Origin of the sequence: Corynebacterium sp. HMSC074A01 (assembly GCF_001831515.1) — a bacterium.
Taxonomy (GTDB): domain Bacteria; phylum Actinomycetota; class Actinomycetes; order Mycobacteriales; family Mycobacteriaceae; genus Corynebacterium.
In genome coordinates, this window is the sequence record NZ_KV825600.1 from 37,315 (window position 1) to 63,861 (window position 26,547).

A 26,547-nucleotide genomic window follows, 5' to 3' on the forward strand; every position below is an offset into this window, starting at 1 on the left:
ATGTCTAAGAAGCGCTTTTATAACTCGCTATAAAACTCGCATTATCGCAGGTGGGAGCCATGATCGGGTGGCCTGTTACGCTTCCTTTTCAAACGTCCATCACCTAAAGGGAAGACCGCGAACATGACCACTCCCACCGACACTCAAACAGCTAACAAAAGCGCCATTTCTGTGGCCGAGGCTTCGCCCATCACGGACGAAAACATGAGCGAGCAGGAGGCGGTGCAAGCCATTGCCGATCGAATCGAAGCAACTTTCGGCGGCATCACACGCCATAAAGCCCGCCTCCTCTACGACATCGGAATCTTCGACTCTTTGCGCCTTGCCCGAAAATGTGGCGCGAAAACGACCGCAGGTTGGCTCATTCGCCGCCTTGGGATTTCACAAACCACCGCGCACGAGTATGTGCGTATTGCCCGGAAGCTCACGCGCCATCAACTACTCGCCGGTGCCTTTGCTGACGGGGCGGTGAACTACTCCAAGGTCCGGCTCCTGATGCCGTATCTGGCAAAGAATGATGAGCAACTGCTTATCGATATGGCGCGCGACTACACTTACCACCAGCTGGAGGCGGAGCTTGCGCTGCTTGAGCGCGATGATGAGGACTCCGCGAAGGCACAGCCGAAGTCGTACGTACGCATCGCTGAGCGAAAGAACGGCCGCTTCGGTCTGTGGGCCGACCTCAGTCCCATGGAGGGGGCGCAGGTTGCCGCCGCGCTGAAGATCGGTGAGTTGGCCTACCATGACGTCGACTTACAGGGCATCGTCGATCGTGATGTTGTCGATGAGGCGCTGGACGCGATGCCGACCTCATCGGGGTTCGGCATGCCTACCGGCAGAGTGATGCTGGCTGCATTCATGGGCATGATCAACATCGTTCGCTCGCGTCCGAAGAATCCCCTGCGTACGCCAGGTGCGCACGTCAACATCGTCACCACCGTTGATGGTGGGGCGTATCTGCCGGTGGGCGGGAGCGCGGCGTCGGCAAGCGTGGCTCATGCCGTGGCGAATGCAATGGTGCGGATCAACACGGTCGACGAGAACGGGCTGATTCTCAACACTTCGCGAGCATCGCGCCTTGCCACGGATGGGCAGGTCAACGCGCTGATGGCCATGTGGGGTGGGGAATGCGCGACACCCGGGTGTAATCACACAAGGTTCATCGAGGTCCATCACGTCCATGATTGGGCTACTGGCGGGCCCACCGACCTGGATAACCTCATCCCGCTGTGTTCGGCGTGCCATTCGCTTGTTTCCGATGAGTATATTGAGATCAAAGCCGACGGGCGGGACTACCACTTCGTCTTCCCGGATGGGACGAGGCACGTCTCGATGAACTATCAGCGCCCCAAACGCGACGATACCGCGCTCACGCTTGCCGAATACAACGCACTCGATGATCTCTAGAGCTGCCGCTGGCAGAACCAGTCGGGCTCGGCGTCGGGCGCGATGACCAGTGGCGCCGGTGCGCCAGACTCGCGGAGCGCGTCGGACAGCAACGTGCAGCGCGCGGTCGACCCGCAGAGGATGAGGCGGCGGCCCCACCATGTGCCGGTCGCCGCGGCGAGGTGCTCGAGGGGAGCCCAGACGCGGCGCAGTCCCTCGCACCCCGCGGGTGCCTCCGAGCTTTCGGGGTCCATGACCTGCTCGGCCACGCAGGTTACGGTGAGCCAATCGCGGGCGGCGGCGCTGGAGGCGAGTGAGGCGAAGGTCTGCAGGTCGTAGAACTCGTCCTCGTGCTCGACGCCGATCATCAGCTCCACCTGCGGGTGCTCCGGGCGATCCATGAGTTCGAAGACCATCGCTTTGGCGGCGGCGAGGCCGGTGCCGTCGGCAATCAGCAGGACGCGCTCGTTCGGAGAAGTGCTGTCCTTGGGAAACGGCACCGGGCCGTAGGCGGTGCCGAGGGTCACGTGGTCGCCGACCTCGACCTCCAGCTCGTCGCGGACGTGAAACTCCACCTGTCCGAGCTCGTTCGGCGGCAGCGCGGGCGCGAGTGAGTTCCACACGCCCTGGCGATCGGCCTGCATGACGGGGATGACCTGGCCGGCTGCGTACTCGAGCGGGGTGCTCGTTTCCAGGCGCACGATGCGGGTGTCGGCGGCGCTGGGGCTCCCCGAGCTTGCCGACGCCTCCGTCACCGCCATCACCTGCGCCGCCGAAGCCGGGGGAACGCCGTCCAGGTCCGCCTGCTCCATGGCCTCCTTCATGGTGTTGGCGCCGCGGCGGATTGCGTCCGCTGTCTCGTCGCCGAGGGGGCGACCAATCAGCTCATCGATCACGTCGATGTAGATCTCCGCAGCCCGCGGCAGCTCGGTGGCGGGAAAACCAGTGCGGCGCAGCTGCAGCGCCCAGGCTCGGAGGCCAGTAAGCGAGGCCTCGTTGAGCGCCTCCTGGTCGAGCTCCGGGCCGTCCTCAGGAGCTTCCGCCTCTTCTGCCGCCGACGTGTGAGCAGCGTCGAAGACCCACGGCGAGACGTCGCACCCGGAAACATTTCCGGCGGCGCGGCTGAGCGCCTTGGCGGGGACGCACACCATTTCGTGCGGCACCTCCGTCACGCCGACGGGGAACAGGCCGGGCGCTTGGGTGAACTCGGCGACGAAGTGGGTCCAGAGGGTGGAGCGGGACAACGTTTCGTCGTTAAGCAGTGCCTGCGCGGCTGCGTTGGCGTCGGTGCGGAAAGAGCTCATAATTAACAGGGTAATGTGACTGATAAAACAGTGAAGAGAAAGGTGGGTAGCGGTGGAATTTACGCCCTACACAATGTTAACCGACATCGGCTGGATTTCGTTGCTGCTCATCGTGGGCAACGTGCTGCGCAACAGGCTGAAGGTGCTGCAGGCGCTGCTTCTGCCTGCACCGATCACCGCCGGGCTCATCGGGCTCGTGCTGGGCCAAGAGGTGCTTGGCCTGATCAACTGGTCGGAGCACGTTGGCACGTACACGACGCTGCTGATCGCGGTGGTGTTTGCCTCGATGGCGTACTCGATGGAGCTCGGCGGCTCTGTGGCTACGGGCGCGCGCAACATGTGGGCGTATTCCACGTCGATGTTCATGGGGCAGTGGGGGCTGTTCATCCTGCTCGGCCTGTATCTGTTCGCGCCGCTGTTTGGTACCGAGCCCTGGTTCGGCATGATGCTGCCCGTCGGCTTCGTCGGCGGCTTCGGCACTGCGGCGGCGGTCGGTTCTTCGCTGGAGGGCATCGGGGTGGAAAACGCCTCGTCGATTGGCTTTACCTCGGCGACGGTGGGCACGCTCGTTGCCATCGTGGGCGGCGTGATCGTGGCGAACTGGGGCATCCGCAAGGGCAAGGCGGACCAGCTGCAGGGTGACCTTCCGCGGGAGCTGCGCACCGGCTACATCGATAATGAGGATGACCGTCCCTCTATCGGTCGGGCAACTACCAACCCGTCCTCGATTGAGCCGCTTGCGCTGCACGGCGGGTTCGTCGTGTTCACGGTGCTCATCGCCTACACGCTGAACAACCTGATCAAGGCGCAGTGGGAGAACGTGTCCATCCCGCTGTTCGCCATGTCGTTCGTGGTGGGTCTTATCGGTCGCGGGCTGCTGAAGGCGGCGGGCAAGTCGAACTACCTGGACCGCGACACGATCACCACGATCTCCGGCGCGGCGACCGACTACATGATCGCCTTTGGCATCGCCTCGATTGTCCCGGCGGCGCTCGCCGGCTACTGGCAGGCGCTGCTGCTCCTGTTCGTCCTCGGCACCATCTTCTGCGTGGTGTGGATGCTGTGGGCAGGCCCGCTGTTCTTCGGCGAGCACTGGCTGGAGCGCGGCATCTTCGGCTGGGGCTGGGCGACTGCCGCGGTGGCGACCGGTATCGCGCTGCTGAAGATGGTGGACCCGAAGCTGAAATCCGGCACGCTCAACGAGTATGGCGTGGCGTACGTGGGCTTTGCGCCCTTTGAGATCGGCATGACCATTCTCGCGCCGATTGCGGTGATCGCGGGCTTTGTCACCGGCTTCGGCTGGGTCTCCTTCGCCATTGCGGTGGGCGTGGTGATCTTGGCATTTACCTCGAAGTGGGTGCCAGTGAAGGAGCAAGCCGCGAGATCCAGCGGGGCTTGAGTCTACCCCGCGCAACTTTTTTCACGTTGAGTGGAACAGACTCAACTTCGGGTGCGTTATAGGGAGTAGACCGGGTAAACCGGTAGACAAACCATATAAATGAACGCACACGGAAAGGAGGATGCACCATGGCATCCTTTACCCCCACCACCAAGACGCAGGAGGCAATCCAGCAGGCGCTGCAGAAGGCCTCCGCGGCAGGGAACCCGGATATTCGCCCGGCGCACCTGCTCCAGGCAATTCTTACGCAGGAAGACGGCATTGCCGCCCCCGTGCTCAAGGCCACCGGTGTTGATCCGGACACGGTCGCGCGCGAGGCGGGCGAGCTGGTCGCCGGTTACCCCAAGGCGGAGGGCCAGAATATGGCCAACCCCAACTTCAACCGCGATGCGCTCAACGCGCTCAATGCGTCGCAAGAGCTGGCAGGGCAACTTGGCGACGAGTACGTGTCCACCGAAGTCCTCCTCGCCGGTATCGCCCGCGGCAAGGACGAGGCCGCAGAGCTTCTGACCAAGCGCGGCGCCACCTTTGAGGCGATTAAGGCCGCCTTCCAGTCCGTTCGCGGCAACAAGAAGGTCACCACCGAGGCGCCGGAGGATCAGTTCCAGGCGCTGGAGAAGTACTCCACGGACTTAACCGCGCGCGCCCGCGAGGGCAAGATCGACCCGGTGATCGGGCGTGACTCGGAGATCCGCCGCGTGGTCCAGGTGCTCAGCCGCCGCACGAAGAATAACCCGGTCCTTATTGGTGAGCCCGGCGTGGGTAAGACCGCGATCGTGGAGGGCCTGGCCCGCCGCATCGTCGCGGGCGATGTCCCGGAGTCGCTGAAGGGCAAGACGCTGCTCTCTTTGGATCTGGGCTCGATGGTCGCGGGCGCGAAGTACCGCGGCGAGTTCGAGGAGCGGCTGAAGGCCGTGCTGGATGAGATCACCTCGGCCGAGGGCGAGATCATCACCTTTATTGATGAGCTGCACACGATCGTCGGTGCCGGCGCCAGCGGCGAGGGCGCGATGGACGCGGGCAACATGATTAAGCCGATGCTGGCCCGCGGCGAGCTGCGCCTCGTCGGTGCCACCACGCTGAACGAGTACCGCCAGCACATTGAGAAGGACGCCGCACTCGAGCGCCGCTTCCAACAGGTCTACGTGGGGGAGCCGACCGTGGAGGACACGATCGGTATCCTGCGCGGGTTGAAGGAGCGCTACGAGGTGCATCACGGCGTGCGCATCCAGGATTCCGCGCTTGTGTCCGCGGCCGAGCTGTCGAACCGCTACATCACCAACCGCTTCCTGCCGGACAAGGCGATCGACCTGGTCGACGAGGCCGGTTCGCGCCTGCGCATGGAGATCGACTCCTCCCCGCAGGAGATCGACGAGCTCGAGCGCATCGTCCGTCGTCTCGAGATCGAGGAGATCGCCCTGCAGAAGGAATCTGACGCGGCCTCTCAGCAGCGCCTGAAGGATCTGCGCCAGGAGTTGGCCGACCAGCGGGAGAAGCTCGGCGAGCTGAAGACGCGCTGGTCCAACGAGAAGGCCGAGATCGACAAGGTGCAGTCTGCCAAGGAGGAGCTCGAGCGGCTGCGCAACGAGTCCGAGATCGCGGAGCGCGAGGGCGACTACGCCAAGGTCTCTGAGCTGCGCTACGGCCGGATCCCCGAGCTGGAAGCACAGGTCGCGAACGCCGAGGCGAGCGCCAGCGAGTCGCAGAAGACCATGCTCACTGAGGAGGTTACCCCGGACGTGATCGCCGAGGTCGTGTCCTCCTGGACCGGCATCCCGGCGGGCAAGATGATGCAAGGCGAGACCGAGAAGCTCCTGCACATGGAGGAGATCCTGGCCGGCCGCGTCGTCGGGCAGAAGGACGCGGTCAACGCGGTTTCGGACGCGGTTCGCCGCTCCCGCGCCGGTGTCGCCGACCCGAACCGTCCGATCGGATCCTTCCTCTTCCTCGGCCCCACGGGCGTGGGTAAGACGGAGCTGGCGAAGGCACTCTCGGAGTTCCTCTTCGACGATGAGACGGCCATGGTCCGCATCGACATGTCCGAGTACGGCGAGAAGCACTCCGTCTCCCGCCTGGTCGGTGCCCCTCCGGGCTATGTCGGTTACGACGCCGGCGGCCAGCTCACCGAGGCCGTCCGCCGCCGCCCGTACTCGCTCGTGCTTTTCGACGAGGTCGAGAAAGCCCACCAGGACGTTTTCGACATCCTGCTGCAAGTCCTTGATGAGGGACGCCTGACCGACGGCCAGGGCCGCACTGTGGACTTCCGCAACACGGTGGTCATCCTGACCTCTAACCTGGGCGCGGGTGGCAGCCACGAGCAGATCATGGACGCGGTGAAGCACCACTTCAAGCCCGAGTTCATCAACCGCCTCGACGACGTGGTCGTCTTCGACGCCCTCTCGGCCGAGCAGCTCGTGGGCATCGTGGACATCCAGCTCGATTCGCTCGCGGATCGCCTCGCTTCTCGACGCCTTACGCTCCACGTCTCCGACGCAGCGAAAGCATGGCTCGCCGAACGCGGCTACGACCCGGCCTACGGTGCGCGTCCGCTGCGCCGCCTGATCCAGCAGGCCATCGGCGACCGGCTCGCGAAGGCCCTGCTCGCCGGTTACGTCCGCGACGGCGATACCGTCAACGTGGACGTCGCCGAAGGCGGTGAGCACCTCACCGTCGACGCGGCGTAGGGGCGGGGTCCGGGCAGCTTGCCGGTTGGTCGTTTCCGGCCGCCGTCTGGCTGGCTGCCCGGCGTTCATCTACATGGAGCTAGCTCCGTTTGCATGTTGTACCAGTGTAAAACCGCAGGTCGCGGTTCAGCTGGTCGGCCAAATGGAGCTAGCTCCATTTGCGTGCGGTGAGTATGTAAAACTGCAGGTCGCGTTCCGCCCAAAACCCCAAACGGAGCTAGCTCCATTTAGTTCCAGTTCGGACCCCGTGTACGGGCGTCAAAGAAACGTATGATGATGCCTACGTAGTCGAACCGGAAAGTCGGTGGAGGTGAGTGGAATGGTAGTGCGGGTGGATGTTGCTCCAGAGGTTCTTCGTTGGGCCGTTCGACGGAGCGGCTGGGATGAGGACACTACTGTTCGCCGTGCTCCGAAGCTTGACGTATGGCTCTCTCAAGAGGAACGTCCCACACTCAAGCAATTAGAAAAATTTGCAAACGCTACTCATACGCCTTTGGGGCTGCTTTTTCTTCCGGAACCGCCGGTAGAAGCGGTTCCAATCCCGGATATGAGGACGTTGGGCAACGTTGGGGTTCAGCAACCCTCGGCGGATCTCCTTGACACGATCTACCAGTGCCAGCAGCGCCAAGACTGGTATCGCGAACATGCCTTGATGAACGGTTTCGACGAAGTCTCTTTCGTTGGTGCTGCCACAGCGGAGGAGCCAGTTGAAGAAGTCGCGAGCGAGATTCGGGGCGCGTTAGATTTTGGCCTTGATGAACGTGCCACTTTCCCGAATTGGGAGCATGCTTTACGTCAGTTGATTGACCGGATCGAGGCTGTCGGCGTTTTGGTCATGGTGAGTGGTGTCGTTGGTTCCGATCCGCATCGGAAATTAGATCCTAGCGAGTTCCGAGGATTTGCTTTGGCGGACCCTCTTGCCCCGCTGATTTTTGTCAACGGAGCGGACACCAAGGCAGCCCAGATCTTCACACTCATTCACGAGCTGGCACACATTTGGTTAGGCGGCAGCGCACTCTCGGATGCCGCCATGACAGCTAAAGACGGCCCTAAAGCTGAGCTCTGGTGCAATCAGGTCGCTGCAGAGGTCCTTGTTCCGTTGCATGCTTTGGTTGAGGAGTTCCAGGGCCTCGTGAGCGTCGATGAGTTGGAGCTCCTTGCTAGGACCTACCGCGTCAGTACGCTGGTCATTCTCAAACGTCTTTTTGATGCCAAGGCTCTTACTTGGGATGAATACATCGACGCGTATGAAGCAGAGAAGCAGCGTGTCATGTCTTTTTTGGACGGGCGACGCAGCGATGGCGGTGGCAACTATTACTACACCCAGCCACTGCGTCTCAGTCGCAGTTTCTCTCGAGCGGTCATAGCGAGCGCCTTGGAGGGTTCCACCGCGTACCGGGATGCATACCAGTTGCTCGGTACGAAGAAACACGCAACGTTTGAGAATCTTGCAGAGGAATTGGGGGTTGCGTGATGTTCCTGCTCGACGCCAACATCCTCATCGAGGCCAAGAATCGGTATTACGCTTTCGACCTCGCGCCTGGGTTCTGGGATTGGCTCGAGGATGCGTATCGGCAGGACTTAGTGTGCAGCATCGAAGCCGTCCGGGATGAACTCCTACAGGGCAATGATGAGCTCGCTGAGTGGACACGCGCAAATCCTGGTTTCTTTAGGGCGATTGATCAGCCAACGACGAAGCATTTCCAGCCGCTTTCTCAGTGGGCCTATTCAGGGTCATACCGGGCGGAGGCCATCCAAGCTTTTGTAGGTAACCACGCTGATTATCTTCTCGTTGCTTACGCTCGTGAGCATCAACATACGTTGGTAACCCATGAGCGCTCACAACCACACTCACGGAAAAGGATTCTTATCCCGGATGCCTGTTTGGCGATGGGGGTGGATACAGCCGACACATTTGAGATGATGCGCGAGACGGGCGTCACCTTGCACCTGCGCAAATCCTCGTAGGTGCTTGGCACGTTCCATAATCATCTACATGACACACCTCGTTCACACCCCCGAAGCGCTCAAAGACGTTCTCGGTACCGTCCCCGTTTCCCTGGTTCCCACGATGGGAGCGCTCCACGATGGCCATCTCGCCCTGGTCAACCACGCAAAATCCCTAGGCAACCCGGTGGTGGTGAGTATCTTCGTCAACCCGCTGCAGTTCGCGCCAGGCGAGGACTTGGACGCGTACCCGCGCACGCTCGCCGAGGACGTGGAAAAGCTTAAGGCGCAGGGCGTCGAGGCCGTGTTCGCCCCAACCCCGGAGACGATGTACCCGCACGGCCCGCGCACGACGATCCACCCGGGCCCACTCGGCCAGGTGCTGGAGGGCGCGAGCCGCCCGACGCACTTCGCGGGCGTGCTCACGGTGGTGGCAAAACTGTTCGCGCTCACGGGCGCGGCGGACGCGTTCTTCGGCGAGAAGGACTACCAGCAGCTCGCGCTCATCCGGCAGATGGTCGAGGACCTGCACATGCCGGTGCGCATCCATGGCTGCCCGATCGTGCGCGACGCCGACGGCCTCGCCTTGTCGTCGCGCAACCGCTACTTAAGCGCCGCCGAGCGTCGCACCGCGCTCGCACTCCCCAAGGCGCTGCAAACCGGGAGTCTCGCGCAGGCGCGCTCGCTTCTCGACGCCACACCCGCCCTCACCCTCGACTACCTCGTCACCACCACGCCCGACCTGGGCGAACTTCCCGCCGGTTTTACCGGCGAGGCCCGCATGCTGGTGGCTGCCAAGGTTGGCTCGACCCGCCTTTTGGACAACGCGCCGATCCAGATCAGCTGAGGCTAGAAGCTGTGCTCTGAAGCCGGGAACTCGCCGGTGTGTACGGCGCGCTTGTAGGCGGCCGCGGCCGCGGTGAGATCGGCGCCGATGGTGCCGAAGCGGCGGACAAAGCGTGCGCGGTGGTCGCCTTCCGGCAGGTCAGCCATGTCGTGCCAGACCAGAACCTGCGCGTCGGTATCCGGGCCCGCGCCAATGCCCACGGTGGGGATGGGGCAATCGCGCGTGAGCTTCGCAGCGAGTGCGGCGGGCACCATTTCGAAGACGATGAGGTCTGCGCCGGCGTCGGTGACGGCGTTGACGTCGTCAAGCAATTGCGCGGCGGAGTCATCGCGGCCCTGCACCTTGAAGCCGCTCAGGCTGTCCACTGATTGCGGGGTGAAGCCGACGTGCGCGCACACCGCAAGACCTGCGTTTTTGAGCGCGCGGATGCGCGGAGCGATGCGCACGCCGCCCTCGAGCTTGACCATATGCGCGCCCGTGCGGCGCACCATGTCGGTGGAGGTGTGGACGCACTGCTCGTCGCTCGCCTCGTAGCTGCCGAAAGGCAGGTCCAGGATGACCAGGGCGTTGCCCGCGCCGCGGACCACGGCGGCGCCGAGGTAGACCATCTCGTCGATGGAGACCTGGTTGGTGGTCTCGTAGCCGAAGACCACATTCGCCGCGGAGTCGCCGACCAGCATGCACTCGATGCCGGCCTGGGCGAACGCGCGGGCGGTGGAGTAGTCGTAGGCGGTGAGCATGGCCCACTTCTCGCCGGCTGCTTTCTTCTGTACCAGGTCAGCGACCCGGACTTTCTTCGTAGGTGCTAAGTAACTCGTCACGCGGTCATCTTAGCCCGCCGGTGTTAGTAGCGGATCGCCATACGCCCGTCGATCTTGCCCTGGCGCATGCGCTCGAAGACATCGTTGACGTCGTCAAGCTCGCAGGCGGTCACATGCGGCACGACCTTGCCGCGGGCGTAGAAGTCCAGCGCCTCGGCCATGTCCTGGCGGGTGCCCACGAGGGAGCCGCGGATGGTGATGCCGCGCAGCACGATGTCGAAGATCGGCGCCGGGAAGTCCCCCGGCGGCAGACCGTTGAAGACGATGGTGCCGTCGGAGCGGCACATGCCGATGGCCTGGCCGAAGGCGGCCGGGTGGACGGCGGTCACCACGATGCCGTGCGCGCCGCCCTCGGTGTACTCCTGCACCGCTTCGGCCGGGTCTTGGTCCTTGGCGTTGACGGTGAATTCTGCACCCAGCTTCTTGGCCAGCTCGAGCTTTTCGTCGGCAATGTCGACGGCAACCACGCGCATGCCCATGGCGACGGCGTACTGCACCGCCACGTGCCCGAGCCCGCCGATGCCGGAGATCACTACGAACTGGCCGGGCTTGATCTCGGTCACCTTGAGCGCCTTGTAGACGGTCACGCCCGCGCACAGGATCGGCGCGACCTCCACGGGGTCTGCACCCTCGGGGATGCGCGGTGCGTAGCGGGTGTCCACCAGCATGTACTGGCCGAAGGAGCCGTCGACGGTGTAGCCGCCGTACTCCGCCTCGGCGCAGTAGGTTTCACGCCCGGTGCGGCAGAATTCGCACTCGCCGCACGAGGACCACAGCCAGGCATTGCCGACCATGTTGCCGACTTCGACTGGGTGCTCGCCCGGTCCGAGCTCGACTACTTCACCGACGCCCTCGTGGCCGGGAACGAACGGTGGCGCGGGCTTGACAGGCCAGTCACCCTCTGCCGCGTGCAGGTCGGTGTGGCAGATGCCGGAGGCGTGCAGCTTCACCAGTGCCTGGAACGGGCCAGGGGAGGGCAGGTCGATGTCTTCTACGTGCAGCGTGGGGCCAAATTCCTTGACGACGGCGGCGCGCATGGATGTAGGGGCAGTCATTGTGATCTCCTCCAATGGGTTGAATAAAGGTGACGCACGCCATGCTATATCCGTAAGAGTGACGGGGGCAACGACCCTACCCCCGGCGGTCGCCCAACCCAAAACACCCCCACCCATTTGACGCGCGCGGTAGGCTGCGAGGCATGCAGTACCCCACCGCGATTCTCACCCGGGTGGCTATGCCCGGGGTGGAAAATGAGCAGATGGCCGCGCACAACCTGGGCGGGAACCACTTCGTGGTGGCGAGCGTCCCCTTTGTAGACGTCTCGCTGGCCGTCGGCGATATCGTCGAGTGCGTCCGCGTTGGCGGCAATTGGCACGTTGACCGGGTGCTGGTGCGCGGCGGGGCGTCGACAATGCGCATCCTGCCGGAGGAGCAGCAGCCGCACGAGATCGCGGAGACGCTGTTGGCGTTCGGGTGCCGCGTCGAGATCGGCCCCGGCGGGATGCTCGCCGCGAGCATTGGCCCCGACTGCCCGATGGAGGGCATCCGCGAGTGGCTCGATGGGCTCGAGGCGGACGGTGTGATCCAGCAGGCTCCCGGCTACATGGCCTAGCCTGCGTAAAAGCGTTGGCCTGTGGCGGGCGCGCGGGCCGGTTACACTGGCAGCCATGAGCGTATTTGTCTCCGCGGAAGACCTCCGGCTGCGCATCCGCGCCGGGGAGAAGAACACTATCCTCGCGTCCCTGTGGGAGCCGGAGGAGGGTAAGGCCGTCTCCAAGTACCGGTCCGAACATATCCCGACCTCGCAGTTCTGCGACCCGGCCGCGCACCTCGCCGGCCTGCCCGGCTCGCGCAGTGGCCGTAACCCGCTGCCCGCACCGGAGGTTGTCGAGCGGGCCATCCGCATGTGGGGCATCGGCCCCGGCCGCCCGGTGATCGCCTATGACCAGGGCAATTGCCTGTACGCGGCGCGCGCCTGGTGGGTGTTGCGCTGGATGGGTATCGAGGACATCCACATTCTGGATGGCGGTTTCGCCGACTGGGATCGCCGCGGCTTCCACACGCTCGCGGGCCCCGGCTCGCCCGCGGTCAAGCGCCAGGTACCTACCCGTCCAGGCAGCATGCCGACTGCGGAGATGTCGCAGGTGCGCGAGTTCGAGGGCCTGCTTATCGACGCCCGCGGGGCCGACCGCTTCGCCGGCCGCAGAGAAAACCTCGACCTGCGTGCGGGCCACATTCCGGGCGCGCTGAATCTGCCGGTCTACGACCTGTTCGACAAGGAAACGCGCACGCTGCGCTCGGTCGAGGAAATCCGCGGCCGCCTCGCCGAAGTGGGACTCACCCAGAACATCGATCCGGCCGAGGTCATCGTCTACTCCGGTTCCGGCAACCACTCCGCCCTGCTGATCGCGGTGATGGAGCACGTCGGCCTGCCCGTGGTCACGCACTACGTGGGCGGCTGGTCGCAGTGGAGCGCGGAGAAGTCCAACCCGATTGCCACGGACGTGTAACGGCCGCGCCCGGCAAGGCAGTAACATCAGTTCGCGATGGCACCTTTACTCATTGTTGTAGCGCTGCTCGTCATAGCGGCCGGAGTCGCGCTTTGGCTTAGCGACGCCCGCGAGCGCCCCTCCACCGACGCCACCGACACTACAGTCGCCGCCGACTTTGTCGAGCCTGCTGAGCCTGCCGAGCCTGCGCGCGAGGCTGAGCCTGTCGAGCCGGAACCGGAGCCTGAGCCGGAACCTGTCGAGCCGGAGCCGATTCCGGAGCCCGCTCCAGAACCTGAGCCGATTCCGGAGCCTGTCGAGTCGGAAGCCGAGCCTGAACCGGAACCGGAACCGATCCCGGAGCCTGTCGAGCCCGAACCGGAACCAGAGCCCGCACCCGCCCCAACCCCCACCCCCAAACCCGCCCCGCGGGCGCACCGGAAGTCCGGCCTGCAGTTCCCGGGCGCGTCCCGGCGCGAACGCAAGGCCTGGGCGGAGGGCCACGGGTTCTCCTTCGCCAAGCACAGCGATGAGCTGGTCGGGGAGTGGCAGCGCGGCGCTGCGGCTGCGGGCGCGACGCCGAAGGACATCGCCTCCGGATCGATCTACGGCCACTCCACTCACGTGATGGACTTAGGCGGGGTGACCGTCATCGCGATGGACACCGGTCGCATCAGCGACGTGGTCGTGGATATGCGCCGCGAGGGTTTCCACGCGGATTCCTCCGCCGACCTCGTCACCGTGACCGAGGCCGAAGGCTTCACCGTGCTCGGCACGCACGCGGGCGCGGTCGAGCGCTTCCTGGACGTGCGCGTGCGCACCGCGCTCTCCTCGCTGCCGGAGGCCGTGACCGCCGCGTGGTTCGAGTCCGATTGGGTGCTCGCAGAGATGGATCGCTCCTCGGCCGCGGCCGAGTGGGACGCGACCCTCGCGCCGCTCGCCCTGCTTGCCGACGCCGCGCGGACCCTCCCGCCCGAGACCGCCGACCAGATCGAGTTCGGTTTCGCCACCCGCGACATGCCCGAGCAGACGCTCACGCCGGAGGAACACGCGCAGCTGCGACCGGTCACGCGCCCGGAGCCGGAGGAGCCACACGTGCAGCGCCCGGACGAGCCGCTCGAGATGCCGACCCGCGTCACCGGCGCGGTGCGCGGGCAGGTGGACTACAGCGACCTCGGCGGCGACGAGGTCGCCCCCATCGCGGATGGCGCGCCCGAGGAGCGCCCAACTGATTTGACGCGGGTGCGGCGCGAGCAGGCACCGTCGTCGATTTTCGACGACGCGCCGACGAAGGACCCAAAGAAAGAGGAAGAGTAGATGAGCAACACAGCAGACAAAGCACGGCTTGCAGACCTGGTCAAGGAGCTGGCGGTCGTCCACGGCAAGGTCACCCTGTCTTCGGGCAAAGAGGCGGACTACTACGTCGACCTGCGCCGCGCCACGCTGCACCACGAGGCGTCCCGCCTGATCGGCGCGCAGCTGCGCGAGCTGACCAAAGACCTCGAGTTCGACGCCGTCGGCGGCCTGACCTTGGGCGCGGACCCGGTCGCCACCGCGGTGATGCACGCCGAGGGGCGCGACATCGACAGCTTCGTGGTGCGTAAGGAAGCGAAGAAGCACGGGATGCAGCGCCGCATCGAGGGCCCGAGCATTGTGGGCAAGAAGGTCCTGGTGGTGGAGGACACCACTACGACCGGCAACTCTCCGCTGACCGCGGTGGAGGCGTGCCGCGCCGAGGGCGCTGAGGTCGTCGCCGTCGCCACGGTGGTTGACCGCGCCACGGGTGCCGCAAAGGTGATCGAGGGCGCCGGGCTGGAGTACCGCTTCCTGCTCGGCCTCGAGGACCTGGGCCTTGCCTGAGCAACCCGCGAAAGGCCCGACCGAATGGAATGAGGGCCGCCACGGCGTCGGGCCGTGGGAGGGCCCGCTGCCTGACGACGCCCGCCTGGACCCGGAGCTCCTGGCCAATGGCGACCGCCGCAACGTCGTCGACGCCTACCGCTACTGGTCTATGGACGCGATCGTCGCGGAGCTCGATAGCCGCCGCCACCCCTTCCACGTGGCGATCGAGAACTTTGAAAACGACATGAACATCGGCACCGTGGTGCGCACCGCCAACGCGTTCCTCGCCAAAGAGGTGCACATCATCGGGCGCAAGCGATGGAACCGCCGCGGTGCGATGGTCACGGACCGCTACCAGCACATCCGCCATCATGAAAGCGTGGCGGACTTCGCCGCTTGGGCGAAAACAGAGGACATCCCCGTCGTGGCGATCGACAACACCCCCGGGTGCGTCCCGCTGGAGACGGCCGAGCTGCCCGAGCGCTGCGTGCTCGTCTTCGGCCAGGAGGGCCCCGGCATCACGGACGAGACGCAGCACGCGGCGAGCATGACCTGCTCGATCGCCCAGTTCGGCTCGACGCGCTCCATCAACGCGGGCGTGGCTGCGGGCATCGCGATGCACGCGTGGGTGCGCCAGCACGCGGACCTTGGCCAGGCTTGGTAAACCCGGATGGATATTTCTCTGCAATATTCCGGCCTGCTCTGGCAATATAAAGACCGTACGAGCTCGTTGTAGGTGTTGGGAGCAGATGTGTCAGAACCCGCGTCGCCGTGGCCGCGGCGTGCCGATTTAGCTGAGCAGGCCATCCACAAGCGGCATTCGCAGAAGCTGTGGAAGATGCCGCGGACCAATTTGGCGGTGGTCACCTGGCCCCCGGGGGCGAAGGACCGCCTGTTCTGGCACTGGCATTACTGGTGGCAGGCGCACTACCTGGACTGTCAGGTGGATGCGGCGCTGCGTGAGCCGACGAAGGCTCGTCGGAACCGGGTGCAGCACACGCTGCGCGCGATGAGCTACCGCACGGGCGGCAAGCTCACGGCCAACAAGTACTACGACGATAAGGCGTGGTTGGCGCTGGCGTGGAACCGCGCGCTGGCCCTCGATGGGGTGCGCCGGACGAAGGCGCTCAACCAACTCGAGTTCGACCTGCTCGCGGGCATTGACCCAGTCACGGGCGTGCTGCCCTGGCGTCGCGGCGAGACCTTCTACAACATCCCCTCGAACGGCCCGGCGGCCATCCTGTTCGCGCGCACGGGCCGGTTGGACAAGTCGCGGCAGGTGCTGGACTGGATCTTTGACAACCTGGTGCGCGAGAACGGCCTGCTCGAGGACGGAATCCGCATGCGCATGCACGGCCCGGAGGTGGTGGAGAAGATCTACACCTACAACCAGGGCACAGTCCTCGGCGCGAGCTTGGAGATCGCGCTGGCGCTTCGCGACGAGGTGGGGTTGGCCCACGACGAACCGATCGACTCCTTTGCCAACTCCGAGCGCGCCGACGCGTCCGTCTTCTACATCACGCACATCCGCGCGATTGTGCAGGCGATCGCGCTGCACCTGGCTACCCCGCAGGGTGTGATCATCAGCCCGAAGTACGAGTCCGGCGACGGCGACGGCGGCCTGTTCAAGGGCATCCTGGCCCGCTACCTGGCTGAGGTCGCGGTGCGGATGCCGGTGGACAGCCGCGAGAACATTGCGACACGAAGGGTGGCCGCCCGCCTGGTGCGCGCATCCGCGGAGTCCCTGTGGCAGCATCGCCTCGAAGTCGACGGCCTGCCCGTCTTTGCCGCCGAGTGGACAGAGGACGCGAAGCTGCCGCATAACTACGGGCTCGGCCCCGCCAGCATCAGCGAAGCGGTAGGGCTTCTGCGCATTGATGAGCGCGATTTGTCGGTCCAGCTGTCCGGTTGGATGCTGCTTGAGGCAGCGGCAAGAATCTCCAATGCACCGGGGCTATAAAAAGGGCATACTGGAACACGTACTACCTACCCGCAACTTTGGAGGTTTTTCCCCATGCCAATTGCTACTCCTGAGGTCTACAACCAGATGCTGGATAGTGCAAAGAAGGGCGGCTACGCTTTCCCCGCCATCAACTGCACGTCCTCCGAGACCATCAACGCGGCGATTCGGGGCTTCGCCGAGGCTGAGTCTGACGGCATCATTCAGTTCTCCCTTGGTGGCGCTGAGTTCGGTTCCGGTCTGGGCGTGAAGAACAAGGTGGCGGGTGCCCTGGCCCTGGCCGCATTCGCACACGAGATCGCCCAGCACTACGACGTGAACATTGCGCTGCACACGGACCACTGCCAGAAGGAGGTCCTGGACGAGTACGTGCGTCCGCTGATCGCTATCTCCCAGGAGCGCGTGGACCGTGGCGAGCTGCCGCTGTTCCAGTCCCACATGTGGGATGGCTCCGCGGTGCCGATCGATGAGAACCTGGAGATCGCGCAGGAGCTGCTGGAGAAGGCACGCAAGGCCAACATCATCCTCGAGGCAGAGATCGGCGTCGTCGGCGGCGAAGAGGACGGCGTTGAGGCAAAGGCCGGCGCGAACCTCTACACCACCCCGGAGGACTTCGAGAAGACCATCGATGCCCTTGGCACCGGCGAGAAGGGCCGCTACCTGCTGGCAGCTACCTTCGGCAACGTCCACGGCGTGTACAAGCCGGGCAACGTGAAGCTGCGCCCGGAGGTGCTGGACGAGGGCCAGAAGGTCGCCGCGAAGAAGCTCGGCCTGGAAGACGGCGCTCGCCCCTTCGACTTCGTCTTCCACGGTGGCTCGGGCTCCGAGAAGGAGAAGATCGAGGAGTCGCTGCGTTACGGCGTGGTGAAGATGAACGTGGACACCGATACCCAGTACGCGTTCACCCGCCCGGTGGCTTCGCACATGTTTGAGAACTATGACGGTGTGCTGAAGATCGACGGCGAGGTGGGCAACAAGAAGGCCTATGACCCGCGTTCCTACCTGAAGAAGGCGGAGGCCTCCATGACCGAGCGTGTCATTGAGGCGTGCCAGGATCTGCACGCTGTCGGCCGCTCTGTGTCGAAGTAGTCCTCGTGGCCCGCTGAGCGCCAGCGAAGCGCCGCCCCTTAAAGCCCAGGGGCGGCGCTTTCGCGTGTCTGGGCAGCCGGTGAGGGGCTAGGGTATTGGTCATGGCCAAAGAGAGGATGAGTACGCGCGAGCGCCTGAAGCAGGTGGATAAGTCCCTGCAATCGCGGGTGCTGCGGGTGCGCAAGCGGATGCTGCCGATTCTGCAGATCGGTCTCGCGTCCGGCATTGCGTACTGGATTGCGAAGGAAGTTTTTGACCACCAGCGTCCGTTCTTCGCCCCGATCTCAGTCATCATCATGATCGGCATGACCGGCGGCGACAGGCTGACCAAGGCGTGGGATCTGGCTATTGGTTGTATCCTCGGCGTGCTGGTCGGCGATTTGTTGTTCTACCGGCTGGGGGAGGGCGGCTGGCAGATCGCGCTGATTGTTTCAGGCGCGCTGGTCATCGCGTCGTTCTTCTCCAAGTCGCAGCTGGTGAATAACCAGGTGGCGATCGGCTCGGTGCTCATTGCCACGATCATGCCCCCGGGCGCGGAGGTCACCGGCTTAGACCGCACCATCGACGCCATCATCGGCGTGGCGGTCTCCATGGCCACACTTGCGGTGCTGCCCCAGGCCCCGATGCAGGGGGCTCGCGCCGAGATCTCGAAGGTGATGGGCATTTTGAGCTCAGTGCTTGACGACGTCGCGTCGGGCCTGTCCAACGGCGATCCCGAAATCATCGACGAGGCCCTCGAGTCCATTCGCGGCTCGCAGACCGACATCGACCAGATGGCGTCTGCGGTGAAGTCTGGCAAGGAGTCCACGCGGATCTCGCCGTTTTTGTGGGGCGTGCGCCGCTACATTAACTCGCTGTCGCGCGTGATCCCGCCGGTGGATAACGCCGTGCGTACCACCCGCGTGCTGGCGCGCCGCGCGCTCGTGCTGTGCGAGGACAAAGACGAGGTGACCGAGGAGCAGATCGAGCTGCTGGATACGCTCTCGCAGATCTGCTTGGAGTTTTCCGAGGTCTACGAGGTCGAGTCCCGCCGTGCGCAGGCGATCGCGATCCCGCGCATTGTCAACGAGCTGCGCGTGGCGGGCCAGCGCGCCTCCATGGACGCGCTGCCGGAGGACGCCGTGCTCTCGGCCTACGCGATCCTGGCGCAGATCCGCTCGCTCATCGTGGACCTGCTGGAGGCCAGCGGCATGTCGCGCGAGTCGGCGGTGGCGGTGCTCGCCCCGACCTCGCACACGCCAAAGTACCCGCCGGAGCTTTACGACGAGTAAAGCCAGGCGGGTACTGAAAGCGGTAAGTATTTACTTCTTGTCGCCGTCGACAACGCCCTCAACACCATCGGTGTCGAAGCGCTCCTTGCGCAGCTCCTCGGAGACGCGCTCGGTGTCCTTGACGGTGTCCTTCTCCAGGGAAACCTTCTCCACCGGGACGGACTCCTTGGTTACGTTCACGCGCTCCTCGTGCAGGGTGACGGAAGCTTCCTGCTCGCCGATCTTGCCGTCAAAGTTTGCGCGGTCGGCATCGGTGATCGGCTCGCGGACAACGCGAACCTCTTCGCGCTCGACCGGGACCTCGACGGTCTCGGTCTCGTTGACTACGTACTTGCGCAGGCGGACCTGGCCGGACTCAACGCGGTCCTTCTGTACGTTGAGCTGCTCCTCGGAGCGGATGATGGCGTCCTTGTCGGTCGCGGCAGCGCCTGCGGCAGCACCGGTACCTGCGGCACCAGCAGCGGCAGCGTCGGTCTCGACGTCACGGCGCGCGCCTGCAGCGGCACCAGCGCCCGCCGCACCAGCGGCGCCAGCCGCACCCGCAGCGGCGTGGCGACCGGTGTCGTAGGTGGTGACGTCCTTGGTTTCGGTCAGGCCGTAGTGGCGGTAGAACGCGTCCTGGTCGTCGGTGGTGAGGTGACCGTTCTCGTCCAGATCCGGTGCGTCCTTGATGCGGTCCTTCGGGAATGCGAGGTGCAGCTCACCGTCGCGCAGGGTGTGGCCGCGCAGCGGGACGATGGAGGTGCCGGCACCGAACAGGCCGTGGTTGACGGAGACGAAGTCCGGCTGGCCGGAGGTGTCGTTGACGTAGACGTCCTGGACGCCGCCTACCTTGTCGCCATCAACGTCAAAAGCGGTCGCGTTTGCAAGATCTTCAATGCGATTGGTTGCAGCCATGATGTGGAAAAGCTCCTTAGGGCTTCGGATTTATTCTTGGGATCTAACTAATTGCTCCCACCCACCGCTAGCCGCGGGGGCGGTGTCGCTTCTCGCTTTGCGAAGTGCGTGCTCCGCTGCGTTGCGAACAAGACCCAACGTAAGGCGACTGCGGCAAACGTGCAGCGCCGCCGACCGCTCGCTGGTCAAAAATCACTGACCGAACGCATGGACGAGTGACACATCTTCAAACCATCGGTACAATCGCCAGGAAAACCGGCTGACCTGCGAAAACGACTAACTTGAATAACATTCGCTACCCGTGAGTCGCCCGCCCAACATCTCAGCGAGGTAACGTCTCGCTCACAGCTGGCGTAGAGAAACTCCCGTGTGAGTTACCTCACATACCCTCGACGGGCCCCTTTTTCACGCTTTGGATGTCGCGCAGGTGTCGGTAGAAGGTCACCCGCTCGACCGTGCGCGGGCGGCGCACCCCGTCCAGCTCGACCGTGATGGCATCGCCGCCGGACTGCAGCGCGCGCCCGGTGAGTACCCGCGACCCGTCCGTCTGACCCGGTGCCACGCCCGCCCCGCGCGTCAAACCGCGCAGCAGCGCATTCCGGCTCATCCGCTCCAGCTTCTCCGGCGAGCGCTTGGACACCGGCCCCGTAGTCACCAGCGGCGTGACGATCGGCGTGGATGCGATCCCCGGCGCACCAGCAGTCGGCACCAGCCGCGCCCCAAACTGCCCGTAAAAGCGCGCCGACGGTGCCTCGCCACTGCGATACACCAGGCGCTGCGAATCCACGACGATTTCGCCCACGTACTCCTCATCCCCTTCACCCCGGTAGATCGCGGCAGCGCCAGCCACCACATCACCCGTATCGGTCCGCACGCACGGCGACGGCGTCACCGGACCTTCGGCGGCGAGAGCACACAGTTCCTCAATATCCAGCCCGGCCAGCCCCCAGCCCACAGCAGCGGAGGAGTGCGTGTCCACCGGCACGTACGCGACCTCCGCCCACAGGTAGTCCCCGCGCATCATTCGGGTAAGCACAGCGGCAAGCGCCTTGTCCGAGCCGGAAACCACCACCCGCAGACGCTCGCTCGTCTGCTGCGGGGCCGGACCGGGTTCCCCCATGTGCGCCACGTTCGGCGAGGCCTGGATCTCCGCCAAAGACGGCGTGGGGTCCTCCGGCAGTACGTCCTTGGCAGCGGCATCGAGGAAGCGGAGCTCCTTGCGCGAGGGCACCTCGCTTAAGCTGTGGTGCTCGGCACCGGGGATGGAAATTGTGGTTGCGCACGCGCAATGAATCAGCCGCATACGGGTCACGCTACAATAAGCGCGGATTACTGCCTATATAAGGAGTCAACATGTCCGCCATCGTCATTGTGGGCGCCCAGTGGGGCGACGAGGGCAAGGGGAAGGCCACCGACATCCTCGGCGGCAAGGTCGACTATGTGGTTAAGCCCAACGGAGGCAACAATGCCGGGCACACCGTGGTGGTCGGCGGTGAGAAGTACGAGCTGAAGCTTTTGCCGGCCGGCGTGCTGAGTGAGAACGCCACCCCGATTCTGGGCAACGGCGTAGTGGTGAACCTACAGGCGCTGTTCGAGGAGATCGACGGGCTCGAGGCCCGCGGCGCGAACGCCTCCCGCCTGCGTATCTCGGGCAACGCGCACATGGTCGCCCCGTACCACCAGACCCTGGACCGGGTGCAGGAGCGCTTCTTGGGCAAGCGCGCCATCGGTACTACCGGCCGCGGCATCGGCCCCACCTACGCCGACAAGGTCGCGCGCGTGGGCCTGCGCGTGCAGGACATTTTCGACGAGTCGATCCTGCGCCAGAAGATCGAGTCCGCACTCGACGTAAAGAACCAGATGCTGGTCAAGATGTACAACCGCAAGGCCATCGACCCGGACGAGGTGATGGACTACTTCATGTCCTATGCCGACCGCCTTAAGCCGATGGTCATCGACGCCGAGTACACGCTGAACAAGGCGCTCGACGAGGGCAAGCACGTGCTCATGGAGGGCGGCCAGGCCACCATGCTGGACGTGGACCACGGCACCTACCCGTTCGTCACCTCCTCCAACCCCACTGCGGGCGGTGCCTGCGTGGGCGCAGGTATCGGCCCGACGAAGATCACCGCTTCCCTCGGCATCGTGAAGGCCTACACCACGCGCGTGGGCGCGGGGCCTTTCCCCACGGAGCTCTTCGACAAGTGGGGCGACTACCTGCAGGAGGTCGGCGGCGAGGTCGGCGTGAACACCGGCCGTAAGCGCCGCTGCGGCTGGTACGACGCAGTGATCGCCCGCTACGCCGCGCGCGTCAACGGCTTCACTGATTTCTTCCTCACCAAGCTCGACGTACTTACCGGCATCGGCGAGATCCCCATCTGCGTGGCGTACGACGTCGACGGCGAGCGCTTCGACGAGATGCCGCTGACCCAGTCCCAGTTCCACCACGCCGAGCCGATCTTCGAGACCATGCCGGCGTGGGACGAGGACATCACCGGCTGCACCTCCTTCGACGAGCTGCCGCAGAAGGCGAAGGACTACGTGCTCCGCCTCGAGGAGCTCTCGGGTGCCCCGATGAGCTACATCGGTGTCGGTCCGGGCCGCGACCAGACCATCGTGCGCAACGACGTCCTCGCCCGCTAACCCAGCGGCGTTTTCCCAGCGCGCCTGTTTGCCCAGGGCAATGTGGGGGCATAAAGTATGCGCCTATGACTACGGCGAAGCGCTCGAAGGTGCTGATTCTGGGCACGTCTGAGGTGGAGGAGGAGCTCGCAACCTCCTTCCGCCACCTGGGCTACGAGGTGCAGGTGGGCACCTTTGCCGAGGGCGCGCCGGGCGCGATGACCCCAGACATCACCGTGGCGGGGGAGGGCACCGACCTGGCCAAGCTGCGCGAGCTGGTGGAGACTTCCGGCTGCGAGCTGTTCCCTACGGTGGAGGCCTGCCGGATGACCCGGAATCGCGAGGGCGTGCGCCGTACCGCGGCCGAAGAGCTCGGCTTGCCGACGATGGCGTACCAGTTCGCCGACTCCCTCGAAGCCCTCGAGACATGTGCCGAAGAAGTCGGCTACCCACTGGTGGTCAAACCCGGCCGCTCGACCGCGGGCGAGGGCCAGTCCGTTGTGCGCGAGCCACAGGAGCTGCGCGCCGCCTGGGCGAAGGCGCACGCCGCCTCCGAGTCCGAATCCGGCGAGAGCGAGCCGGTGGCGGTGGAGCAGTACATCGATTTTGACTACGAGGTCACCATCCTCACCGTGCGCTCGATCGACCCAGCCACCGGCGAGCTCGCCACGTGGTTCTGCGAGCCCATCGGTACCCGCCACGCAAACGGCAAGCTTGTAGAGGCCTGGCAGCCCGCCGAGCTCTCCCAGGCGGCCGCCGATAACGCCCGCTCGATCGCCGCGCGCATCAGCGGCGCCATCGCGGGCCGCGGCGTCTACTCGATCGAGCTGTTTGTCGACGGCGACGAGGTCTACTTCTCCCAGGCCACCCCACGCCCCGACGCCGACGGCCTGCTTACCCGCAATACCCAGCGCGTGGACCAGTTCGACCTGCATGCCCGAGCCACCGCCGGCCTGCCTATCGACGTCACGCTCACCTCCCCCGGCGCCGCCACCTTCCTCCACGGCGTGAACCCAACAACAAAGCAGATCGCACAAGCAATGGCCGTCGAGGAAGTCACCGTCCAGGTGCACGAAGACACTGTCATGGTGCTGGCAACTGCGGACACTATCGAAGAGGCGCGTGAACGTGCGGCAGGGGCTGCGCGCTACTTAGAGGTGGGGGAGTAGCCCCGTTTCTGGGGTTGTTTGCCCATTGCGTACCCCCTACAGGGGGTAGGAACCGTGTGTGCGGGCTGTTCATAGGAGAAATTAATTTTGATGACCTCCGAAAATATGGACGTTCGTATCAGAATTAATGGAATGGGCTTGTCGGTGACTATGGAACAGTCTGAATGGCGTTTTTAGCTACTTCGGGGCTGGGGACCGGTCGAATATGTGACATGGGACTCTCTGGGACGAATGTCCCGGGTTGGCAGAGTTTTCCTGTTCGAATTCTACATAAGGCTAAGCTGAGTAATATCGTAGCTTATGTTGGGTATTGATTGCCTATGTTTCTAGCTGAGTTTTGCGGGGGTTGGGCGCGACTTCTGTGCGGTGATGGGGTGAAAGTCCAGCTCAGCCGAGGCTGGTTCGATTCTGACGCTGCAGTTTTGTCGGGATTCTGGCGCTTGGGGCCGTAATCGCGGCTGAAAAACTTCTGGACACATGACAGGCGTTCTTAACTATATTTGGAGATGTGAAAGTCGGTGTGGCTGTGTCCGCTGTTGGCTGACCTGGGTGATTGCCCTCCGTGCCTTCGGACTTTCTCTTTGTCCAGAACATCTTCGTGGAAGGAAGATTTCACAGCATGAAGAAGAATCATATTTCTCGCCGTCGCGGCACGACGATTGCAGCTGCGGCGCTCTCGTTTGCCCTGGTGGCTCCCTTTGCCCAGGCAGTGACTCCTGCATCCCCGTTCGCTGCGGTTGCGAACGCACAAGAGGGTCAGCCGGATGCTACGACCAGCGGGGCAATCAATGCTGATGCCATTGAGTTGGGAATTATTGACCGGGGTAGCGAGTTCGGCCGCATCAAATCGGCAACTGGGGCAGACGGCTACATTGGTCACGCATACCTCTCGGGTGGTGCCAACTATCAGGGTGCCCAGAGTAACCTTAAGGCGCACGTGCCAAATGGTACTGAGGTCCTCATGCAGTGGATCGACACTGATGGAGCGGTGAGCCCGATCTACTCTGCAAAGACCCACCTCCTGGAACCAGGTGGTAACCCGGCGGGTGCGGGTCCTGGTACATTTGCTTTTGCGCCAGGAGCCTGGATCGATGCTAACGGTAAGAAGCATAACTACCGATCGGATAGGCAGACTCGCATTTGGCTTGCAGAAGGGCAAACGGGCTACAGTGGTGGGAAGCTGCGCCACCTGTACAACTTCCCGGGTCGTTTCCCTGGGTTTGCTGGACTCGGCAATGACCCGAACGGTACATCGTTTGGTGGTGGTTTCGCAGCTAATGCGTCTTTGTTTATGTACGAAGAGCCAGCCGACTACATGACCGCAGATAAAGACGATTCGGAAAAGTGGATTGACTACTCCACTGAAGAGCAGAAGCAGCGTATCCCGCTGGAGCCTGGCTATACGCCTGGCGCACCCTCCTACCTGCGCTATGTTGAAGGGCGTGTCTGGCTTGAAGCGCAAGAGACCGCAGGGCAAATCCAGTCTCCCGGTTCCGGTGGTGAGCACTTCGTAGAGGGCTATAAGGTTGTTACGACCATTCTGACTCCTGACGGCATCCAGGCAGTTAAAGCCTGGGACGACAAGACGGTTGTCGAACGAGCAGAGTTGACGAAGGAGCTTTTCTCTGTAAAGGGGAACCGAGATAAGTTCATCGCGGCAACGATTGTCGACGAGACGATTGAGGGCGGGTACTACAGGGCTTACATCCCTGAAGATGTGGATATGACCCGCGATACGCTGAACTACATCTATCAGTATGTGGTGGATCCTGATGGCAACGTCCATCCTGCGTACAACCCGTGGGGTGTAAATGTATTCCAGGATCCTCAGCAGTCGATGACGCGCCTCTCCAACAACCCGTCTCAGCAGCGCCCACTGCCTACGAATCCTGAGCGCAACCTCTATTACAACGTTCACCAGCCCTTGGCAGTGAATTTTGTTGATGAGATCAAGATCACCAAGCTGGATGGGGAAGATGCTGCTGAGGTTGCACTTCCTGGCCAGAAGGCAGACATTGATGTGAGCCGCGTCTTCGATCCTCGTAATCCGGTTCGCGTCGTGTGGCGCGATGGTAAGGGCAACGAGCTTAAGTCTTGTGATGATGTAAAGACTGTTGCTGACGCTAATGCTTGCAGCTTCGATATTCCTGCAGATATGGATCCTCAGACGATTCGTGTCGAACTGGAAGTTAACGGCCGCGTGACGGCTGCAGACTCCATTATTGTCCTGGATAAGAAGATTGGCCCGGGCTCTGTTGGAGATGCATACGAAGAAAAGGTTCAGCAGAACCTTCCGGAGGGGGCGACTTCGAAGTTTGCCGCTGAGGATCTTCCTGCCGGTTTGACGATGGCTGAGGATGGCACGTTGTCAGGCACGCCGACAGAGGCTGGTACTTTCCCTGTCAAGGTCACCGAGACTGTCACTATGCCGGCGGCAAGCGAAGGCGAAGATCCGCAGGTAGTTGAGCAAAAGTACATTCTGCCAGTGACGATCACGGATGTGGAACTGGAGCCCGCTGTTGTTAATAAGTTCTACGAGCTGGATGTAGCAAAGGCTATCAAGGGGCTGCCTGAGGGGGTCACTCCGACAAATATCAAGGTCGAAGGCCTGCCGAAGGGTCTGGACTTTAAGGATGGCAAGATCATTGGCACCCCCACTTCTGTAACTGCCGATGATATTAAGGACAACGTAACCGTCACTTATGACTGGCAGAGGCAGAAGGCCAATGACGAAGGCGACCCTGTCTCTGAGACGATCCTTGAGGGCCACGCTGACAAGGTGACCTTGAAGGTAACTCCGGCTCCGTCGATTGAGGCTGG

General features: G+C 63.7%; 22 protein-coding genes. 17 read left to right on the forward strand and 5 right to left on the reverse strand.

The features are described 5' to 3' along the window. Positions 1–123 precede the first annotated feature (123 nt). The gene (locus HMPREF2550_RS02450) at positions 124–1,407 is read left to right on the forward strand and encodes an HNH endonuclease signature motif containing protein (protein WP_070789467.1); all 1,284 of its coding nucleotides are present in this window, start codon (positions 124–126) and stop codon (positions 1,405–1,407) included. Here HMPREF2550_RS02450 and HMPREF2550_RS02455 read toward each other — a convergent pair. Beyond that, positions 1,404–2,690: a ferredoxin reductase domain-containing protein gene (locus tag HMPREF2550_RS02455; RefSeq protein WP_070789468.1), complete on the reverse strand. Its 1,287-nt coding sequence runs from the start codon at positions 2,688–2,690 to the stop codon at positions 1,404–1,406. The genes HMPREF2550_RS02450 and HMPREF2550_RS02455 overlap by 4 nt on opposite strands. 73 nt (positions 2,691–2,763) lie before the next feature. Here HMPREF2550_RS02455 and HMPREF2550_RS02460 point away from each other — a divergent pair, with 73 nt between their 5' ends. The 5 genes from HMPREF2550_RS02460 to panC all read left to right on the forward strand — a co-directional run bounded on the left by HMPREF2550_RS02460 (position 2,764) and on the right by panC (position 9,567). Next, positions 2,764–4,089, forward strand: coding sequence for a sodium/glutamate symporter (locus HMPREF2550_RS02460; RefSeq protein WP_070789470.1), 1,326 nt, complete (start codon positions 2,764–2,766; stop codon positions 4,087–4,089). Between the two features lie 128 nt (positions 4,090–4,217). Further along, on the forward strand, positions 4,218–6,773 hold the full coding sequence (gene clpB, locus HMPREF2550_RS02465; protein WP_070789472.1) for an ATP-dependent chaperone ClpB: 2,556 nt from the start codon (positions 4,218–4,220) through the stop codon (positions 6,771–6,773). A gap of 331 nt (positions 6,774–7,104) precedes the next feature. Further along, positions 7,105–8,247 carry an ImmA/IrrE family metallo-endopeptidase gene (locus tag HMPREF2550_RS02470; protein ID WP_246819725.1) on the forward strand — a complete coding sequence of 381 codons (1,143 nt, stop codon included), beginning with the start codon at positions 7,105–7,107 and terminating at the stop codon, positions 8,245–8,247. Then, positions 8,247–8,741 (forward strand): DUF4411 family protein, encoded by a 495-nt coding sequence (locus HMPREF2550_RS02475; protein ID WP_070789476.1) that lies wholly within the window; start codon positions 8,247–8,249, stop codon positions 8,739–8,741. The genes HMPREF2550_RS02470 and HMPREF2550_RS02475 overlap by 1 nt, the downstream gene beginning before the upstream one ends. Before the next feature lie 28 nt (positions 8,742–8,769). Further along, positions 8,770–9,567, forward strand: a complete 798-nt coding sequence (gene panC / locus HMPREF2550_RS02480) for a pantoate--beta-alanine ligase (protein WP_070789478.1) — start codon at positions 8,770–8,772, stop codon at positions 9,565–9,567. Positions 9,568–9,569: 2 nt separating this feature from the next. Here the strand turns inward: panC and panB are convergent, their stop codons facing one another. Both panB and adhP read right to left on the reverse strand, forming a co-directional pair. Next, the gene (gene panB / locus HMPREF2550_RS02485) at positions 9,570–10,388 is read right to left on the reverse strand and encodes a 3-methyl-2-oxobutanoate hydroxymethyltransferase (protein ID WP_070789480.1); all 819 of its coding nucleotides are present in this window, start codon (positions 10,386–10,388) and stop codon (positions 9,570–9,572) included. Between the two features lie 23 nt (positions 10,389–10,411). Beyond that, positions 10,412–11,443 (reverse strand): alcohol dehydrogenase AdhP, encoded by a 1,032-nt coding sequence (gene adhP / locus HMPREF2550_RS02490; protein ID WP_070789482.1) that lies wholly within the window; start codon positions 11,441–11,443, stop codon positions 10,412–10,414. A gap of 143 nt (positions 11,444–11,586) precedes the next feature. Here adhP and HMPREF2550_RS02495 point away from each other — a divergent pair, with 143 nt between their 5' ends. The 8 genes from HMPREF2550_RS02495 to HMPREF2550_RS02530 all read left to right on the forward strand — a co-directional run bounded on the left by HMPREF2550_RS02495 (position 11,587) and on the right by HMPREF2550_RS02530 (position 19,039). Further along, entirely contained in the window at positions 11,587–12,000 is a 414-nt protein-coding gene (locus HMPREF2550_RS02495) for a DUF4265 domain-containing protein (RefSeq protein ID WP_070789484.1), read from the forward strand. Between the two features lie 55 nt (positions 12,001–12,055). Further along, positions 12,056–12,898, forward strand: a complete 843-nt coding sequence (locus HMPREF2550_RS02500; protein WP_070789486.1) for a sulfurtransferase — start codon at positions 12,056–12,058, stop codon at positions 12,896–12,898. A gap of 36 nt (positions 12,899–12,934) precedes the next feature. After that, complete coding sequence (locus HMPREF2550_RS02505; RefSeq protein WP_070789488.1) at positions 12,935–14,194, forward strand: type III secretion system chaperone family protein; 1,260 nt, start codon at positions 12,935–12,937, stop codon at positions 14,192–14,194. Further along, positions 14,195–14,737, forward strand: coding sequence for an orotate phosphoribosyltransferase (gene pyrE, locus HMPREF2550_RS02510; protein ID WP_070789490.1), 543 nt, complete (start codon positions 14,195–14,197; stop codon positions 14,735–14,737). Next, entirely contained in the window at positions 14,730–15,383 is a 654-nt protein-coding gene (locus tag HMPREF2550_RS02515) for a TrmH family RNA methyltransferase (RefSeq protein ID WP_070789492.1), read from the forward strand. The genes pyrE and HMPREF2550_RS02515 overlap by 8 nt, the downstream gene beginning before the upstream one ends. A gap of 87 nt (positions 15,384–15,470) precedes the next feature. Beyond that, positions 15,471–16,679: a glycoside hydrolase family 76 protein gene (locus tag HMPREF2550_RS02520; RefSeq protein ID WP_070789494.1), complete on the forward strand. Its 1,209-nt coding sequence runs from the start codon at positions 15,471–15,473 to the stop codon at positions 16,677–16,679. A gap of 54 nt (positions 16,680–16,733) precedes the next feature. Then, entirely contained in the window at positions 16,734–17,768 is a 1,035-nt protein-coding gene (fbaA, locus tag HMPREF2550_RS02525) for a class II fructose-bisphosphate aldolase (protein ID WP_070789495.1), read from the forward strand. A 101-nt stretch (positions 17,769–17,869) separates the two neighbouring features. Beyond that, complete coding sequence (locus HMPREF2550_RS02530) at positions 17,870–19,039, forward strand: FUSC family protein (protein WP_070789497.1); 1,170 nt, start codon at positions 17,870–17,872, stop codon at positions 19,037–19,039. Between the two features lie 30 nt (positions 19,040–19,069). Here the strand turns inward: HMPREF2550_RS02530 and HMPREF2550_RS02535 are convergent, their stop codons facing one another. Together HMPREF2550_RS02535 and HMPREF2550_RS02540 are read right to left on the reverse strand one after the other, a co-directional pair. After that, positions 19,070–19,936, reverse strand: a complete 867-nt coding sequence (locus HMPREF2550_RS02535) for a PRC and DUF2382 domain-containing protein (RefSeq protein WP_070789498.1) — start codon at positions 19,934–19,936, stop codon at positions 19,070–19,072. A 379-nt stretch (positions 19,937–20,315) separates the two neighbouring features. After that, a complete protein-coding gene (locus HMPREF2550_RS02540) occupies positions 20,316–21,239 on the reverse strand; it encodes a class II aldolase/adducin head domain-containing protein (protein ID WP_070789500.1) in 924 nt (307 codons plus the stop codon). 50 nt (positions 21,240–21,289) lie between these two features. On the opposite strand from HMPREF2550_RS02540, the gene HMPREF2550_RS02545 reads away from it, so the two are divergent. The 3 genes from HMPREF2550_RS02545 to HMPREF2550_RS02555 form a co-directional block, all read left to right on the forward strand. Beyond that, positions 21,290–22,579 carry an adenylosuccinate synthase gene (locus tag HMPREF2550_RS02545; RefSeq protein ID WP_070789502.1) on the forward strand — a complete coding sequence of 430 codons (1,290 nt, stop codon included), beginning with the start codon at positions 21,290–21,292 and terminating at the stop codon, positions 22,577–22,579. Positions 22,580–22,644: 65 nt separating this feature from the next. Next, positions 22,645–23,727: an ATP-grasp domain-containing protein gene (locus HMPREF2550_RS02550; protein ID WP_070789503.1), complete on the forward strand. Its 1,083-nt coding sequence runs from the start codon at positions 22,645–22,647 to the stop codon at positions 23,725–23,727. Between the two features lie 619 nt (positions 23,728–24,346). After that, positions 24,347–26,547, forward strand: a 2,201-nt coding sequence (locus HMPREF2550_RS02555) for an Ig domain-containing protein (protein ID WP_141760492.1), incomplete at its 3' end; no start/stop codon positions are given.

Excerpts from the sequence above, each read along its gene's own strand:
- HMPREF2550_RS02450 (WP_070789467.1), top strand. The coding sequence starts at position 124 with ATGACCACTCCCACCGACACTCAAACAGCTAACAAAAGCGCCATTTCT.
- HMPREF2550_RS02455 (WP_070789468.1), bottom strand. The coding sequence starts at position 2,690 with ATGAGCTCTTTCCGCACCGACGCCAACGCAGCCGCGCAGGCACTGCTT.
- HMPREF2550_RS02460 (WP_070789470.1), top strand. The coding sequence starts at position 2,764 with ATGTTAACCGACATCGGCTGGATTTCGTTGCTGCTCATCGTGGGCAAC.
- clpB (WP_070789472.1), top strand. The coding sequence starts at position 4,218 with ATGGCATCCTTTACCCCCACCACCAAGACGCAGGAGGCAATCCAGCAG.
- HMPREF2550_RS02475 (WP_070789476.1), top strand. The coding sequence starts at position 8,247 with ATGTTCCTGCTCGACGCCAACATCCTCATCGAGGCCAAGAATCGGTAT.
- panC (WP_070789478.1), top strand. The coding sequence starts at position 8,770 with ATGACACACCTCGTTCACACCCCCGAAGCGCTCAAAGACGTTCTCGGT.
- adhP (WP_070789482.1), bottom strand. The coding sequence starts at position 11,443 with ATGACTGCCCCTACATCCATGCGCGCCGCCGTCGTCAAGGAATTTGGC.
- HMPREF2550_RS02495 (WP_070789484.1), top strand. The coding sequence starts at position 11,587 with ATGCAGTACCCCACCGCGATTCTCACCCGGGTGGCTATGCCCGGGGTG.
- HMPREF2550_RS02500 (WP_070789486.1), top strand. The coding sequence starts at position 12,056 with ATGAGCGTATTTGTCTCCGCGGAAGACCTCCGGCTGCGCATCCGCGCC.
- HMPREF2550_RS02505 (WP_070789488.1), top strand. The coding sequence starts at position 12,935 with ATGGCACCTTTACTCATTGTTGTAGCGCTGCTCGTCATAGCGGCCGGA.
- pyrE (WP_070789490.1), top strand. The coding sequence starts at position 14,195 with ATGAGCAACACAGCAGACAAAGCACGGCTTGCAGACCTGGTCAAGGAG.
- fbaA (WP_070789495.1), top strand. The coding sequence starts at position 16,734 with ATGCCAATTGCTACTCCTGAGGTCTACAACCAGATGCTGGATAGTGCA.
- HMPREF2550_RS02530 (WP_070789497.1), top strand. The coding sequence starts at position 17,870 with ATGGCCAAAGAGAGGATGAGTACGCGCGAGCGCCTGAAGCAGGTGGAT.
- HMPREF2550_RS02535 (WP_070789498.1), bottom strand. The coding sequence starts at position 19,936 with ATGGCTGCAACCAATCGCATTGAAGATCTTGCAAACGCGACCGCTTTT.
- HMPREF2550_RS02540 (WP_070789500.1), bottom strand. The coding sequence starts at position 21,239 with ATGCGGCTGATTCATTGCGCGTGCGCAACCACAATTTCCATCCCCGGT.
- HMPREF2550_RS02545 (WP_070789502.1), top strand. The coding sequence starts at position 21,290 with ATGTCCGCCATCGTCATTGTGGGCGCCCAGTGGGGCGACGAGGGCAAG.
- HMPREF2550_RS02550 (WP_070789503.1), top strand. The coding sequence starts at position 22,645 with ATGACTACGGCGAAGCGCTCGAAGGTGCTGATTCTGGGCACGTCTGAG.